We start from the raw sequence: 14,168 nt of genomic DNA on the forward strand, positions 1-14,168 counted from the left end.
CTGAAGAAATAACTATATTTGCGCCAATAAAAAATTGCAAGATATTCGGCTATGGAATACAACTTTAAAGAAATAGAAAAACGTTGGCATCAATATTGGATTGATAATAAAACTTACAAAGTAAAAGAGGATAAAAGCAAACCTAAATATTATGTCCTTGATATGTTCCCTTATCCATCAGGAGCAGGGCTGCATGTAGGGCATCCGCTCGGATATATCGCATCCGATATATATTCTCGCTACAAAAGGCTAAAAGGTTTTAATGTTCTCCATCCAATGGGTTATGATGCTTACGGACTTCCTGCCGAACAATATGCTATACAGACAGGGCAGCATCCAGCCATTACTACGGCTCAGAATATAAACCGTTATCGTGAGCAGTTGGATAAGATTGGCTTTTCATACGATTGGAGCCGTGAGATTCAGACCTGCGACCCCAGATATTATAAATGGACGCAATGGGCATTTATCCAAATGTTCAACAGCTACTATTGCTATGATGAGAACCAGGCACGCCCGATTGCCGAACTGATCGCAGCTTTCGAACAAGTTGGCACAGAAGGTTTAAATATAGCTTGCAGCGAAGAATTGCAATTTAGCGCTGCCGACTGGAAGTCATATTCTGAAAAACAAAAACAAGAAATATTGCTCAACTACCGTATAGCCTACCGCAGCGAAACAACTGTAAACTGGTGTCAGGCTTTAGGGACTGTATTGGCTAACGATGAGGTTATAAATGGCTTGTCGGAGCGTGGGGGATACCCGGTAGAACAACGCTTGATGCGCCAGTGGAGCTTGCGTGTGTCGGCTTATGCACAGCGTTTGCTCGAAGGTCTGGATAAAATAGACTGGAGTGATTCTATCAAAGAAACACAACGCAACTGGATTGGACGTAGCGAAGGTGCTGAAATGAAATTTAAAGTAAAAGATTCGGATGTTGAATTCGAAATCTTTACTACCCGTGCCGATACTATCTTTGGAGTTACGTTTATGGTACTTGCTCCCGAAAGCGAATACGTTCCTCAGGTGACAACTGCCGAGCAAAAAGCCGAAATAGAAAAATATCTGGATGCTACAAAACGCCGTACTGAGCGTGACCGCCTGATGGATAAAAAAATATCAGGAGTATTCACCGGCTCGTATGCTATCAATCCTCTTAATGGCAAAGAAATACCGATCTGGGTTTCTGACTATGTACTTGCCGGTTACGGTACAGGTGCAATTATGGCTGTTCCTGCACACGATAGCCGTGACTATGCTTTTGCTAAACATTTCAATTTGCCGATTATACCTTTGATTGAAGGATGTGATGTTTCGGAAGAAAGTTTTGATGCAAAAGAAGGAATCATGATGAATTCAGGATTCCTGAATGGGATGACTGTTAAGGAAGCGATTGAGAAAACAAAAGAATATGTAAGAGAAAACAAACTAGGACGTGTAAAAGTAAATTACCGTCTTCGTGATGCTATCTTCTCCCGCCAACGTTACTGGGGAGAGCCATTCCCTGTGTACTACAAAGAGGGTCTTCCTTACATGTTGCCATTAGATAAACTTCCCCTTGAGTTACCTGAAGTAGATAAGTATTTGCCTACCGAATCGGGAGAACCACCATTAGGACGTGCAACTAAATGGGCATGGGATGAAGCCAATGAAAAGGTTGTAGATACATCTAAGATAGATCACAAAACAATATTCCCTCTCGAGCTGAATACAATGCCGGGATTTGCCGGTTCATCGGCGTACTATCTGCATTATATGGATCCGTATAATGATCAGGAACTGGTTTCGAAAGAGAAAGATGAATACTGGCGCAATGTTGATTTGTATATCGGTGGTACAGAGCATGCTACAGGTCACTTGATATATAGCCGTTTCTGGGATAAATTTTTATTCGACATAGGCGTTTCATGTGAAGATGAGCCATTCAAAAAGCTTATCAATCAGGGTATGATACAAGGGCGTAGCAGCTTAGTATATCGTATCAATGGAACAAATACATTTGTATCTTATAACCTGAAGGACAAATATGAAACTTCAGAAATCCATGTGGATGTAAATATTGTGCATAATGATGTGCTTGATATAGATAGATTCAAAGCATGGAGACCTGAATACGAGACTGCCGAATTTATACTTGAAGATGGGAAGTACGTTTGCGGATGGAATATCGAGAAAATGGGTAAACGATATCACAATGTCGTAAATCCTGACGATGTTGCTGAAAAGTACGGAGCAGACACACTGCGTATGTACGAAATGTTCCTTGGGCCATTGGAGCAGTCCAAGCCTTGGGATATGAATGGTATCGATGGTGTTCACCGCTTCTTACGTAAAGTATGGAGTCTGTTCTATAAGGGTGAAGAGTTTGTTGTTATCGATGAAGAACCGACAAAAGAAGAGCTAAAATCATTGCATAAGCTCATAAAGAAAGTATCTGCTGATATCGAATCATTCTCATTCAATACATCTGTTTCAGCGTTTATGATTTGTGTGAATGAATTGACTTCTTTAAAATGCAGTAAAAAAGCGATTTTGCAAGAGTTGGTTACCTTGCTTGCTCCTTTTGCTCCGTTCGTTTCCGAAGAACTTTGGTCTGCATTGGGTAATACAACATCTGTTTGTGATGCAAAATGGCCTGCTTTTAATGAAGAATATCTTGCAGAAGATTCATTCAAATATGGAGTCGCTTTTAACGGTAAGGTACGTTTCGAGCTTGAGTTTTCGGCAGATGCCGTACAGGCAGATGTGGAGAAAGCGGTGTTAAGTCATGAGCTAGCTCAGAAATGGCTTGACGGAAAAACACCGAAGAAGGTCGTCTTTGTTCCCAAGAAAATGATAAATGTCGTATTGTAATCAATAACAATCCATGCCTAAAAGATATTTAAAGGAGTTTTACTGGAAGGATTACGCAACTATATTTGTTGGACTGGCTCTGTATGCCGTAGGGCTTATTGGATTTATAAAACCCGGAGGTATCGTTACCGGAGGGTTAACAGGGATAGCCCTGCTTGTGGAATACGCTACAAATGCGAAGATTCCTTTGCAGTATACCTATTTTCTTGTAAACTGTGGATTGTTGTTTGTGGCTCTTAAAGTGCTTGGTCTTAAGTTTATGATAAAGACCATCTATGGAGTTGTTGTGCTCACTTTTTTGCTTACTATTTGTCAGTCCATGATAACCGAACCTATTGTAAAAAATGAGCCGCTTCTTTCAGGTGTTATCGGAGGGATGATGTGCGGAGTCGGGATAGGCTTGGTATTCAGTTCGAATGGTAGTACGGGGGGGACAGATATCGTTGTAGCACTTATCAATAAGTATAAAAATATAGCTTTTGGGCGAGGAATGCTTCTGTGCGACTTTGTGATAATCAGTTGTTCGTATTTTGTATTCCAGAATTATCAGACCATTATATACGGACTTATTGTGATGGGGGTGATGACATATAGTATAGATATGGTTATCAACGGATTCCGTCAGTCGGTTCAGATACTTGTTTTCTCCGAGAAATATGAGATTATAGCCACTGCCATAAATCATGAATTGCATCGGGGCTGTACCGTTTTGGATGGTATGGGGTGGTATACGAAGAAGCCTACAAAGGTTCTGATTGTCTTAGCTAAACGCAACGAAGCTCTGGAGATATTCCGCCTGATTAAAAGTATTGACGAGAAAGCTTTTATCTCACAAAGTACTGTTCGGGGAGTTTACGGCGAGGGCTTCGATAAGATAAGGACATAAAATCATGGATTTAAAAGGTAAAAATATCATTCTCACGGGCGCCTCTTCAGGAATTGGGAGAGATATGCTCGATATTTTAGCCTTATATCCGAATGTCAGAATTGTAGCTGTTGCCCGTCATGCTGACCGTATCCCTCAAAAAGAAGGGGTTGTATACCCTTATGCTGCTGATGTAAGCAGTAAAGATGGAGTTGATAATGTATTCAATTATGCTCAGGAAATATTTGACGGGGGAGTTGATGTCTTTATCGCTAATGCCGGTTTTGCTTACCTCGAAAAAATAAATAATCCCGATTGGCAGCATATAGAGAATATTTTCAATCTGAACGTATTTTCTCCTATCTATTCACTGGAGAAACTCCTCGCTGGCACTAATAATAAAAGAGTTGTATTTGCTTGTACTATATCGGGCGCAGGCTTGGTTTCTTTGCCTGCTTACTCACTCTATTGTTCTACAAAAGCCGCACTGCACCATTTTGTGCAAACCTATAGGTACGAGCAGTCTGAAAACTTACAGATAACAGCAGTTTATCCTGTTGCCACTCGCACAGAGTTTTTTGATAAAGCAACCGGAGAAAATAGTACGCCTTTGCCATTTCCTACACAAAACTCGCAAACAGTAGCAAAAAAAATTATCAGAGGGATCGAGAAAGGGAAGGAGAATGTTTACCCATCCTTGTTGTTTCGTTTCTTTTTTCCTATTGGAAGAGCTTTCCCTATTTTCCTGAAAATATATTCCGGATTGGAAAAGCGGAAAGTTGGGAAATGGTTGTAATTACAGAATTTAAATCTAATAGAGTAAATAATAATATGTCAGATATATGTAAAAATTGTAGTACTCCTGTCTCTGGAAAATATTGTTCAAACTGTGGACAATCAACAGCTACTGCACGTATTAATTTCCATTATATTATACACGAAATACAACATAGTATTTTTCATGTAGATAGAGGAATTTTACACACAATAAAAGAACTCATTACGAGACCCGGTGACTCTATTCGCGAATACTTATCGGGTAAAAGAATCACCCATTTCAAACCGTTTTCATTTATTCTTATTTTAGGGACTATATACGGATTTATATGTTTTTTCCTAAAAGTATATCCTGAAAACTCATTTGCCTATCTCCAGACAGATGCTGCAGCCAATAATTACAGTCAATTGGTTTTCGATTGGATGTATGGGCATTATTCTTTTGTTATGCTGGCTTTTATTCCATTTTATGCATTAGCATCCTATATAGTATTTAAGAAGTCAGGTTACAATTTCGTGGAGTTTCTGGTTATAAACTCATATATAGTAGGAATGCAGATCCTAATTCTTATTTTGACTTATCCTATTTATTATTTCACCCTCTCCATATGGGGCGTATTGCTGACGTTCTTATTTTGCTATTTATATCAATTTTGGGTATATATACAATTGTTTGGAAAGAATTCACCTATCAAGACTGTATGTAAGACGTTGGTAAGTATGGTTTTATCATTTTTGTTTGTTGTGATAGCTTCTTCTTTAGTTACATTTGTATTCATTTTTATCAACCATCGGTAGAGATATTTTAAGGGTTTAATCCCTTCTTCTTGTTTTTATAATATTCAAGGAGCTTGTATCCTATAATCCCTATTGTGATTCCAAATAATATACCGCAAGCAACATCGATAGGATAATGCTTGGCAAGATAGATGCGGCTATATGCGACAATTGTAGCCCAAATTATTGCCAGATAACCGTAATACTTAGAGCCGGTCTTACGGAATAATAAAAGGAAAAAAGTAGCCATCGTAAACGTTGTTGCAGAATGCGATGAGAAGAAGCTTGTACTCGAACTGTACCTTTCTATTGCATGTATAACACCTGTCCAATCTTGATTATGTATCGGACGTGGACGTTCTACCATCATCTTAATAATATTGGTTAATAATGCACTTGCACCGATAGAAAGCAAGAAAAATATAACACTCGTTTTCTTCCAAACCTCTAATCTGTAATAGATAAACACAGCCATCAGGATACACATAATTATCCAAAAATGGTACGAACTGAAAAATAACATAACAGGGTCGAGCCAACCCATATGTTTACTGTTCAGATACAAAAAGAGTTCTTTATCCCATTCTATAATTTTGCGAAGCATTGGCGTATATCTTGAAAATGAACCACAAAGAAATATTATTTTACGATTAAAATGAAGAATATTTAAATCTTTTATATTTTTAGTAATTGCAAATCAATCGGTATCTGTCTGTAAATTGAATATATTGATGTAAATTTGCAACCATACATTATGGAAGGAACATTTAATATACACAGGGAGAATATAAATGAAAATGAGAAGGAGTTTGAGAATGCGTTGCGCCCTCTCACCTTCCAGAGTTTTCGTGGACAGAGTAAAGTTGTAGAAAATTTACAAGTCTTTGTGACAGCTGCAAAAATGCGTGGCGAATCGCTCGACCATACTCTGTTGCATGGCCCTCCCGGACTTGGTAAAACAACCCTGTCGAATATTATAGCCAATGAGCTTGGTGTAGGGTTTAAGATCACATCAGGCCCTGTATTAGATAAGCCCGGAGACTTGGCCGGACTGCTTACTTCGCTCGAACCGAACGATGTTCTTTTCATAGATGAAATACACCGCCTATCGCCCGTTGTGGAAGAATATCTGTATAGTGCGATGGAAGACTATCGCATCGATATAATGATAGATAAAGGGCCTAGCGCTCGTTCTGTACAGATAGAACTCAATCCGTTTACCCTTGTTGGTGCAACGACTCGTAGTGGTCTGCTTACAAGCCCTCTGCGTGCCCGTTTTGGGATAAACATGCATCTCGAATATTACGATATAGATACCCTTGTGCATATTATCTTACGATCGGCAGATATCTTGAATGTACCTGCTTCGAAAGATTCTGCTATAGAAATTGCTTCACGTAGTCGTGGTACGCCCCGTATTGCGAATGCCTTGCTGCGCCGTGTGCGTGACTTTGCTCAGGTAAAAGGATCGGGTAAGATAGACAAAGATATCGCTTCTTATGCTCTCGAAGCATTGAATATAGATAAGTATGGATTGGATGAGATAGATAATAAAATATTGCTTATCCTGATCGATAAATTCAAAGGGGGGCCGGTAGGAATTTCTACAATAGCAACCGCATTGGGAGAAGACGGGGGGACGATCGAAGAGGTATATGAGCCGTTCCTTATTAAGGAAGGTTTTATGAAGCGTACTCCCCGTGGACGTGAAGTGACAGACCTTGCCTATAAACATCTGGGAAGGAAAAGAGAGAGTGAGCAAGGATTTCTATTTTAAAAGAATAAAACATTGAACTTAGAATTATTTATAGCCAAGCGGATCCATTTTAGTAAAGGCGAAGGAGAGAAAAAAGCGTCTTCACCTGCTATTAAAATAGCTATTGCAGGTGTTGCAATAGGATTGGCAGCTATGATTCTGGCATTGTCTATTGTTATCGGCTTTAAGAAAGAGGTACGCAACAAGGTTGTTGGCTTCGGCTCTCATATTCAGATTACCAATCTGAATAACACCACGTCTTACGAAACATTGCCGGTAGCTGTTACTCCCGGTCTTTTAGATACATTGAGCCATGAGACGGGTATAGCACATGCACAGGTATATGCTACAAAACCGGGTATCATAAAAACAGATAGTGCATTTCAGGGGATAATTCTAAAAGGGGTAGGGAAAGACTACGATTGGGACTTTTTCAAGAAGAATATGATTGACGGTAAGATCATCAACCCTGATGATACCACAATCACCAATCAGGTTATTATCTCCAAGAATATAGCGAATAAACTTAATCTGAAGACAGGCGATAGTTTTATTTCGTATTTTGTTCAGGAACGCAGTGCCCGTAAGTTTAACATCACGGGGATATACAGTACCAATTTTGAAGATTACGACAAACTATTTGTTATAACAGATATCAGACTTATACAAAGGCTTAATAAGTGGCAACCCGATCAGGTAAGCGGTATAGAGCTGCTTGTAAACGATTTTGAGCAACTTGACCAGCTTACACAAAATATCTATTTAGATATGATGACTTATCGGGATGTGGATGGGAATACTTTTCTGACCCGCTCTATTAAAGAAATGAACCCGATGATATTCAGTTGGCTCGATTTGTTGGATATGAATGTATGGGTAATCATGATCTTGATGTTTGCTATTTCCGTTTTTACGATGATATCGGGATTGCTTATTATAATCTTGGAGCGCACCAATATGATTGGTATACTTAAAACCTTAGGTGCACGAAATTTTAATATTCGTAAAACATTTCTCTATGTGTCTTCATTCCTGATATTGAAAGGTATGTTGTGGGGAAATATTATAGCCCTAACTGTGCTGTTGCTTCAACGGTATTTTGGCTTGATAAAGCTAGATCCCAATACTTACTATGTATCCGAAATGCCGGTGGATATAAATATATTACACATTATTCTTATCAACATTGCTACCTTAACCTTGTCGGTATTGGCTATGGTTGGGCCTTCTTATCTGATAGCAAAAATATCTCCTGCAAAATCACTTCGTTTCGAATAAGAGATTATTCGTGATGGTAAGGTTCGTTGTTTAAGATTGTCATTGCTCTATACAACTGTTCCACAAATATAAGGCGTACCATTTGGTGCGAAAAAGTCATGCGTGATAGTGTTAGTTTTTCATTCGCCTTTTGATATACTGCTTCCGAGAAACCATAAGGGCCTCCGATGGCAAATATGAGCCGCTTGCTTACCGTATGTGTTTTCTTTTCTATATAGGAGGCAAACTGCATCGAGGTATATTCTTTTCCCTTATCATCGAGCAGAACGAGATAATCTCCCGCCTGTATGTTTTTTAATATCAACTCACCTTCCTTCTCTTTTTGCTGTTCCATCGTAAGGCTTTTGGTGTTTTTTATATCAGGTATAATTTGTATTTCGAAAGGGATATAATGCTCTAACCTTTTCTGGTATTCGTTGATAGCCTCTACAAAATAGCCTGCATCGGTTTTGCCTATAGCGAGAAGAATGATTTTCATATTTTCTAGTTTTTCATTACAAAAATAGGCAACAATTTCTTGCTGCCTATCCTGTTATATAAAAAATAAGTTTTTTCCTTATTTCGTTGCATCAATCACACCTCTGAAATAACCTATAGATTCGGCTATTCCCGCTAAAGGGGCTTTCATATTTCGCTCGTATTCGAGGCTGCAAGCTCCTGAGTATTTCACTTCGCGAAGCATTCTCACAAAAGCAGGAATGTCTATTATGCCCCGACCGATTTCACCTGTCTTTCCGGCTTTAGTTGCTGCGGTTGTATTCTTCATATGGATGTCGAACACTCTGTCGCTGTACTTTTTTAGGTCGGCAATCGGATCATGTCCTGCACGTGCATCATGACCAATGTCGAGACACATTCCGATACGAGGGTCTAGGTCTTTTACATGTTCATAGATATCAGCTGCATGCGGATATAGTTCGATGTCGGGACCATGAAGATGAATGGCATATTTGAAATCATATTCTTTTACTTTCTTGTCTACATAAGGCAGTAGTTCATGATTGGGAACACCTACGATAAGTTTTACGCCAACACGTTTGGCATAATCAAACGCTTTGTCCACTTCTTCTTTGGTCTTCATGTAGATAGGGCCTACAGCATAACCTGTAACATCATACTTTGCCAGTTTAGCATGGAATGCGGCAATTTCTTCGTCTGTGCTATTCAGCGGAAGATGGAAATCTTTGATACAAAGATAGTGAACATCTACCTCTTGCATCATTTTGAGGGTCTCATCCAGATTGAAATTTACAAATGTATATCCGGCTATGGCTACCTTAAATAATTCGCCATCATCTCGTTGCGTTTTCTCGGGTTCATTGGCAAAAAGAATTGTTGTGTGCGCGCACACTAAAAGTAGAAATAATCTTAGTGTTTTACTCATGGGTTACTTTTTTAGATATTTAGATTTTTATTTTAGATCATCACGGTGTACAAATATAACAATTCTCATAGAATAATATATCCTTATAGTTAAAGCTTATATCTTTATATTTTATAAAATAGAGCTTATAATAAAAGAAGAATGGCACATTTGGATAAAGAAGATTTCAGACGAGGAGTGTATGACGTTGTGAGGAGTATTCCGTACGGACGGGCTACAAGTTATGGCGCAATTGCTAAGGCTATCGGCTATCCCAATATGTCACGTTTGGTAGGTCGGTTGATGGGAGAGTGCAATTCTGTCATTTCGGGTATTCCGGCACATAGGGTAGTAAATAGTCAGGGAGTACTCTCGGCCAAAGAAGCATTCGGAAACTCGAACGAAATGCAGAAGCTCTTAGAAGAGGAAGGAGTTGGTGTTGTAAATGATAGAATCATCAATTGGAAGAAAGTATTCTGGGACCCTACTGAAGAGTTGACTATCGAATAAATTCCTTTATAGCAATTCGCTTTCTAAGAATAAAATTATCTAATAGAGTAGACTCTGATATACAAAATCAAAGAAAAAGGTAACAACAAAAAACATTTCAAAAAGTGTCACTTTTGTCACCTTTTGGCTGTAAAGTATTGATATATAGTGTTTCGTTCTTTTCGGATTTTGTCACTTTTTATATGAATAGTAACTAAAGAATAGAACCAAGTAAAACAATTTATATCTTTGTAAATAAACACAAATAAACGATATGAGAATAATTCCCGATTCAGAACTGATTATAAATAGTGATGGCAGTGTTTTTCACTTACATCTAAAGCCGGAACAATTATCGGACAAAATAATAATGATGGGCGACCCCGACAGAGTGAGCCTTACCGCATCTTTTTTTGATAGTATAGAATGTGATATCCAAAGCCGGGAATTTCATACGATTACCGGAACGTATAAAGGGAAACGCATTACTGCGCTTTCGCATGGTATCGGCCCCGACAATATAGATATTGTAATTACAGAATTGGATGCGTTGGCTAATGTCGATTTCAAGACACGTGAAGTAAAGAAAGACTTCAAACAGCTCACAATGGTGCGTGTAGGAACATCAGGAGGATTGCAGCCTCATTGCCCAATCGGTTCGTATGTGGTTGCAGCAAAGTCGATCGGTTTCGACGGAGTACTCAACTATTATGCAAATCGTGATAAAGTGACATTGGCTGACTTTGAGGATACCTTTAAGATACATGTTGGCTGGAATCCCCAGCACTGCGCTCCGTATGTTGTAAAGGCCGATGAGGAATTGGTAGAACGTATAGGGCATGACATGATAAAAGGAGTTACCATATCTGCCATTGGCTTTTATGGGCCACAGGGGCGATATGTCCGTATGCCGTTGGCTAATCCCGATCTGAATAGTAAAATAGAGTTGTTCAGGTTTGGTGAAGATTCGATTACCAACTACGAGATGGAAAGCGCACCGTTGGCAGGAATGAGCCGGTTGATGGGACATAAGGCCATGACTGTATGCACAATAATAGCCAATCGTTTGGCAGGAGAATCAAACTCAAACTATAAGGGTTCGATAGAAGATTTAATAAAGAAGGTATTAGAGCGTATTTAATGAAGGCACAAACAAAAAAGAGGCTCAAGCGGATGTTTTGGGTATTATCAATCGGACTGATTTTATCTGTTTTAGCAATCCTTTTTGCTAACTGGAAGATTCCCCACGATTCCAAAGGTTTTGTATACAATGAAGTAGATAGCATACCCGCACAGAAAGCGGCGTTGGTTTTGGGTGCTGCTAAGAATATAGGCAATCGGCCCAACTTATATTTCACCTACCGCATTCAGGCTGCGAAAGAATTATATGATGCCGGTAAAGTGCAGGTCTTTGTTGTAAGCGGAGACAATAGCCGCAAAGATTATAATGAGGCAGACGATATGCGTGCCGCTCTTGTCGATGCCGGCGTGCCCGACAGTATTATACATTGCGATTATGCGGGCTTGCGCACACTCGATTCGGTGGTGAGGATGAATGAAATATTTGGACAGGATTCGTTTATTATCGTGTCGCAAGAGTTTCATAACGAAAGGGCTGTGTTTTTGGCTCAGAATTACGGGATGACAGCCTATGGATATAATGCAAAAGATTTATCGCTTAACCGATCGTCATACAGAACAAAAATAAGGGAGTTGTTTGCAAGGGTAAAAGTCTTTGTGGATATCGCTACAGGCAAAGAGCCAAAGTATCTGGGAGAAAAGATTAAAATCTGAAATCTTTTAAGAATTAGGGTCTTGCTGATATTAGATGGAAACACTAATTTTGTCGCTTCTTTAAATAAGGTTAATTTAAACAATAATAAATTATATTAATGAAAAAGCTCTTATTCGTGCTCTCTTTATGTGTAGCATGTACCCTTGTGTATGCTCAGGACTCAAATAGTGAACTGTTAAAAAAGTTAGTAGAGAAAAATATATTGACTCAAAGTGAAGCCGACTCGATACGAGGAAATGCACCAGCTAAAAGTGCATTGGGAAACGGTACTACCGAAAAAATCAGGCAGGCTTTTAATACTCCATACATGCGTTTCGGAGGATATGGATTATTCATGTACAGATATAGCGACGTAGCGAATGTTAAGCATGATTTTGAACCGAGAGTAATATTCTTATCGATGCGTGGCGAACTGACCAAAAATCTGAAATATTTTATTTTGGCAGAGTTTGTTAACCCAATGCCGTACGAATTTTGGGGAGAATGGACTCCGGCTAAAGAGTTTAATATCAGGCTAGGACAGATGAAAACGCCTCTTTCACTCGAAAATCAAATATCATTAACCGATATTGAAGGGGTTTTCAACACTCGTTCTATTTCTGCTCTTATCGGAATGGGCGATGATGTACAGAGACAACAAAATAATAAGAATAATACAGGACGTGATGCCGGTGTGATGGCATACGGAAACTTGTTAAAAACGCAAACGCACGACCTACTCGAATATAAGGTAGGTTTGTTTCAGGGGACAGGTATTAATACCACAGAAAATAATAACTCAAAAGACTTCGCTGCAAACTTGATGCTTCAACCCATAAAGAATTTTAGAATCGGTGGAGGAGTATATCTTGGAGAAGCTAAGTATATAAAACCCGGAGAAACAGAAAAGAATGATCATGTTCGTAACCGTTGGATTGCAAGCTCCGATTATCGTTCAGAGAGAGTATATGCTCGTGCCGAATGGATAAGAGGCAATGATGGAGGTATCAGCAAAGAAGGTCTTCACGGAATGGGGCTCTATTATTTTGTTCCTAAAAAGTTCAATGCTTTTGCAAAGGTAGACTATCTGAATCAGAATAGAGATACAAGCAAGGAGGTGATTGATTATACACTGGGCTTGAACTATTATTTTTACGGAGCATGCCGTTTTCAGATAAATTATACTTACTCAAATTATTCAAAGAGTTGGGGTGAGAAAAATTCGAATGCTGTATTAGGGCAAATGCAGATTGTATTTTGATCAGACATTCACGAAATATAAAAAAGGTTATTTCGAAAGGAATAACCTTTTTCAGTACATTTGTATTGATATCATTAAAAAATATAGTTTGATGAAGATCTGCTACATTATATTAGCTCATAATAATTTCAGGCATTTAGATTGCTTGATTGATGCTTTGGATGATGCAGATAGCACTTTCTATATTCATTTAGACAAGAAGGCAGGGCAGGACTATATTCCTAAAAAGAGTAACGCTACAATTATTCCCACCTCCATTGATATAAACTGGGGAGGGATTTCTATGGTAGAGGCCACATTGGCTCTCTTGGAATTTGGAGTGCAACATTCCTCTGATGCCGACTATTATATATTGCTTAGTGGTGTAGATTATCCTATCCGTTCGAAGGCTTTTTTGCATCACCTATTAGAAAAGGGGAAAGAGTATATAGATATTGCACCTCTCCCTGTGCCTTACAAGCCTGCGGAACGTTACGAGTATTATTACTTCGATTATAATCGGCGCAATCTGAAACATTACAATCCGAAGTTCTTAATTGAGGTGTTGCTTAAAAAGCTGAAGATAAAAAGGAAAGCTCCTTTTAAGATATATGCCGGTTCACAATGGTTTGCTCTTACCCGTGAATGCGTGGGATATATTCTGAATACCGTAAAGGATGATAGAAGGTATTTTGATTTTTTCAGTCATACCTTAGTGCCGGATGAAGCTTTCTTCCAGACAATTATAGGTAACTCTCGCTATAGAGATAGAACACATGCAAACCTTACATATACCGATTGGGATGTACCTAATCCTCCTGCTATAATAGAGCAGCGTCATATTGATCTGTTAGAAACTCGCATGGAATTCAATGATGAGTTTGGGCGGCGATTCCCTTATTTTGCTCGTAAGTTTAATGATGATAGTGAAAGCATTATAGAGAGGATTCGTACCGCACTTTGGAAACAAGATTAGTCCAGCAGAATCCTCTTCTA

At 38.9% G+C, this 14,168-nt stretch carries 14 protein-coding genes; 11 read left to right on the forward strand and 3 right to left on the reverse strand.

Annotation, left to right across the window (positions count from 1 at the left end):
• Positions 1–51 precede the first annotated feature (51 nt).
• The 4 genes from leuS to PKC55_RS09465 are packed head-to-tail and all read left to right on the forward strand — an operon-like array spanning position 52 to position 5,293.
• Positions 52–2,853, forward strand: coding sequence for a leucine--tRNA ligase (gene leuS / locus PKC55_RS09450; protein WP_291124105.1), 2,802 nt, complete (start codon positions 52–54; stop codon positions 2,851–2,853).
• A gap of 13 nt (positions 2,854–2,866) precedes the next feature.
• Positions 2,867–3,739, forward strand: a complete 873-nt coding sequence (locus PKC55_RS09455) for a YitT family protein (protein ID WP_135106681.1) — start codon at positions 2,867–2,869, stop codon at positions 3,737–3,739.
• Between the two features lie 4 nt (positions 3,740–3,743).
• On the forward strand, positions 3,744–4,514 hold the full coding sequence (locus PKC55_RS09460; RefSeq protein WP_291124103.1) for an SDR family NAD(P)-dependent oxidoreductase: 771 nt from the start codon (positions 3,744–3,746) through the stop codon (positions 4,512–4,514).
• 35 nt (positions 4,515–4,549) lie between these two features.
• Entirely contained in the window at positions 4,550–5,293 is a 744-nt protein-coding gene (locus PKC55_RS09465; protein ID WP_283685678.1) for a DUF3667 domain-containing protein, read from the forward strand.
• A gap of 7 nt (positions 5,294–5,300) precedes the next feature.
• Here the strand turns inward: PKC55_RS09465 and PKC55_RS09470 are convergent, their stop codons facing one another.
• A complete protein-coding gene (locus PKC55_RS09470; RefSeq protein WP_291124100.1) occupies positions 5,301–5,876 on the reverse strand; it encodes a phosphatase PAP2 family protein in 576 nt (191 codons plus the stop codon).
• A gap of 150 nt (positions 5,877–6,026) precedes the next feature.
• Here PKC55_RS09470 and ruvB point away from each other — a divergent pair, with 150 nt between their 5' ends.
• The gene (gene ruvB / locus PKC55_RS09475) at positions 6,027–7,049 is read left to right on the forward strand and encodes a Holliday junction branch migration DNA helicase RuvB (RefSeq protein WP_135106689.1); all 1,023 of its coding nucleotides are present in this window, start codon (positions 6,027–6,029) and stop codon (positions 7,047–7,049) included.
• A gap of 12 nt (positions 7,050–7,061) precedes the next feature.
• A complete protein-coding gene (locus tag PKC55_RS09480) occupies positions 7,062–8,306 on the forward strand; it encodes an ABC transporter permease (RefSeq protein WP_291124098.1) in 1,245 nt (414 codons plus the stop codon).
• Positions 8,307–8,310: 4 nt separating this feature from the next.
• Here the strand turns inward: PKC55_RS09480 and rlmH are convergent, their stop codons facing one another.
• Positions 8,311–8,784 (reverse strand): 23S rRNA (pseudouridine(1915)-N(3))-methyltransferase RlmH, encoded by a 474-nt coding sequence (gene rlmH, locus PKC55_RS09485; protein ID WP_135106692.1) that lies wholly within the window; start codon positions 8,782–8,784, stop codon positions 8,311–8,313.
• A 78-nt stretch (positions 8,785–8,862) separates the two neighbouring features.
• Positions 8,863–9,690, reverse strand: coding sequence for a sugar phosphate isomerase/epimerase family protein (locus PKC55_RS09490; protein WP_006841490.1), 828 nt, complete (start codon positions 9,688–9,690; stop codon positions 8,863–8,865).
• 141 nt (positions 9,691–9,831) lie between these two features.
• Between PKC55_RS09490 and PKC55_RS09495 the strand changes: the two genes are divergently transcribed.
• The 5 genes from PKC55_RS09495 (at position 9,832) to PKC55_RS09515 (ending at position 14,148) form a co-directional block, all read left to right on the forward strand.
• Positions 9,832–10,179 carry an MGMT family protein gene (locus PKC55_RS09495; protein WP_291124094.1) on the forward strand — a complete coding sequence of 116 codons (348 nt, stop codon included), beginning with the start codon at positions 9,832–9,834 and terminating at the stop codon, positions 10,177–10,179.
• A 253-nt stretch (positions 10,180–10,432) separates the two neighbouring features.
• Positions 10,433–11,299, forward strand: coding sequence for a nucleoside phosphorylase (locus tag PKC55_RS09500; RefSeq protein ID WP_291124092.1), 867 nt, complete (start codon positions 10,433–10,435; stop codon positions 11,297–11,299).
• Positions 11,299–11,952, forward strand: a complete 654-nt coding sequence (locus PKC55_RS09505; RefSeq protein ID WP_291124090.1) for a SanA/YdcF family protein — start codon at positions 11,299–11,301, stop codon at positions 11,950–11,952. The genes PKC55_RS09500 and PKC55_RS09505 overlap by 1 nt, the downstream gene beginning before the upstream one ends.
• Positions 11,953–12,050: 98 nt before the next feature.
• Positions 12,051–13,193 (forward strand): porin, encoded by a 1,143-nt coding sequence (locus PKC55_RS09510; RefSeq protein WP_291124088.1) that lies wholly within the window; start codon positions 12,051–12,053, stop codon positions 13,191–13,193.
• Between the two features lie 91 nt (positions 13,194–13,284).
• A complete protein-coding gene (locus PKC55_RS09515; RefSeq protein WP_291124086.1) occupies positions 13,285–14,148 on the forward strand; it encodes a beta-1,6-N-acetylglucosaminyltransferase in 864 nt (287 codons plus the stop codon).
• The last annotated feature ends 20 nt before the right edge of the window (positions 14,149–14,168 follow it).

This window comes from Dysgonomonas sp., assembly GCF_035323175.1.
Classification (GTDB): Bacteria; Bacteroidota; Bacteroidia; order Bacteroidales; family Dysgonomonadaceae; genus Dysgonomonas.

Coding starts and splice junctions, on each gene's coding strand:
- ruvB (WP_135106689.1), top strand. CDS start 6,027: ATGGAAGGAACATTTAATATACACAGGGAGAATATAAATGAAAATGAG.
- leuS (WP_291124105.1), top strand. CDS start 52: ATGGAATACAACTTTAAAGAAATAGAAAAACGTTGGCATCAATATTGG.
- PKC55_RS09465 (WP_283685678.1), top strand. CDS start 4,550: ATGTCAGATATATGTAAAAATTGTAGTACTCCTGTCTCTGGAAAATAT.
- PKC55_RS09515 (WP_291124086.1), top strand. CDS start 13,285: ATGAAGATCTGCTACATTATATTAGCTCATAATAATTTCAGGCATTTA.
- PKC55_RS09470 (WP_291124100.1), bottom strand. CDS start 5,876: ATGCTTCGCAAAATTATAGAATGGGATAAAGAACTCTTTTTGTATCTG.
- PKC55_RS09500 (WP_291124092.1), top strand. CDS start 10,433: ATGAGAATAATTCCCGATTCAGAACTGATTATAAATAGTGATGGCAGT.
- PKC55_RS09505 (WP_291124090.1), top strand. CDS start 11,299: ATGAAGGCACAAACAAAAAAGAGGCTCAAGCGGATGTTTTGGGTATTA.
- rlmH (WP_135106692.1), bottom strand. CDS start 8,784: ATGAAAATCATTCTTCTCGCTATAGGCAAAACCGATGCAGGCTATTTT.
- PKC55_RS09495 (WP_291124094.1), top strand. CDS start 9,832: ATGGCACATTTGGATAAAGAAGATTTCAGACGAGGAGTGTATGACGTT.
- PKC55_RS09460 (WP_291124103.1), top strand. CDS start 3,744: ATGGATTTAAAAGGTAAAAATATCATTCTCACGGGCGCCTCTTCAGGA.
- PKC55_RS09510 (WP_291124088.1), top strand. CDS start 12,051: ATGAAAAAGCTCTTATTCGTGCTCTCTTTATGTGTAGCATGTACCCTT.
- PKC55_RS09490 (WP_006841490.1), bottom strand. CDS start 9,690: ATGAGTAAAACACTAAGATTATTTCTACTTTTAGTGTGCGCGCACACA.
- PKC55_RS09455 (WP_135106681.1), top strand. CDS start 2,867: ATGCCTAAAAGATATTTAAAGGAGTTTTACTGGAAGGATTACGCAACT.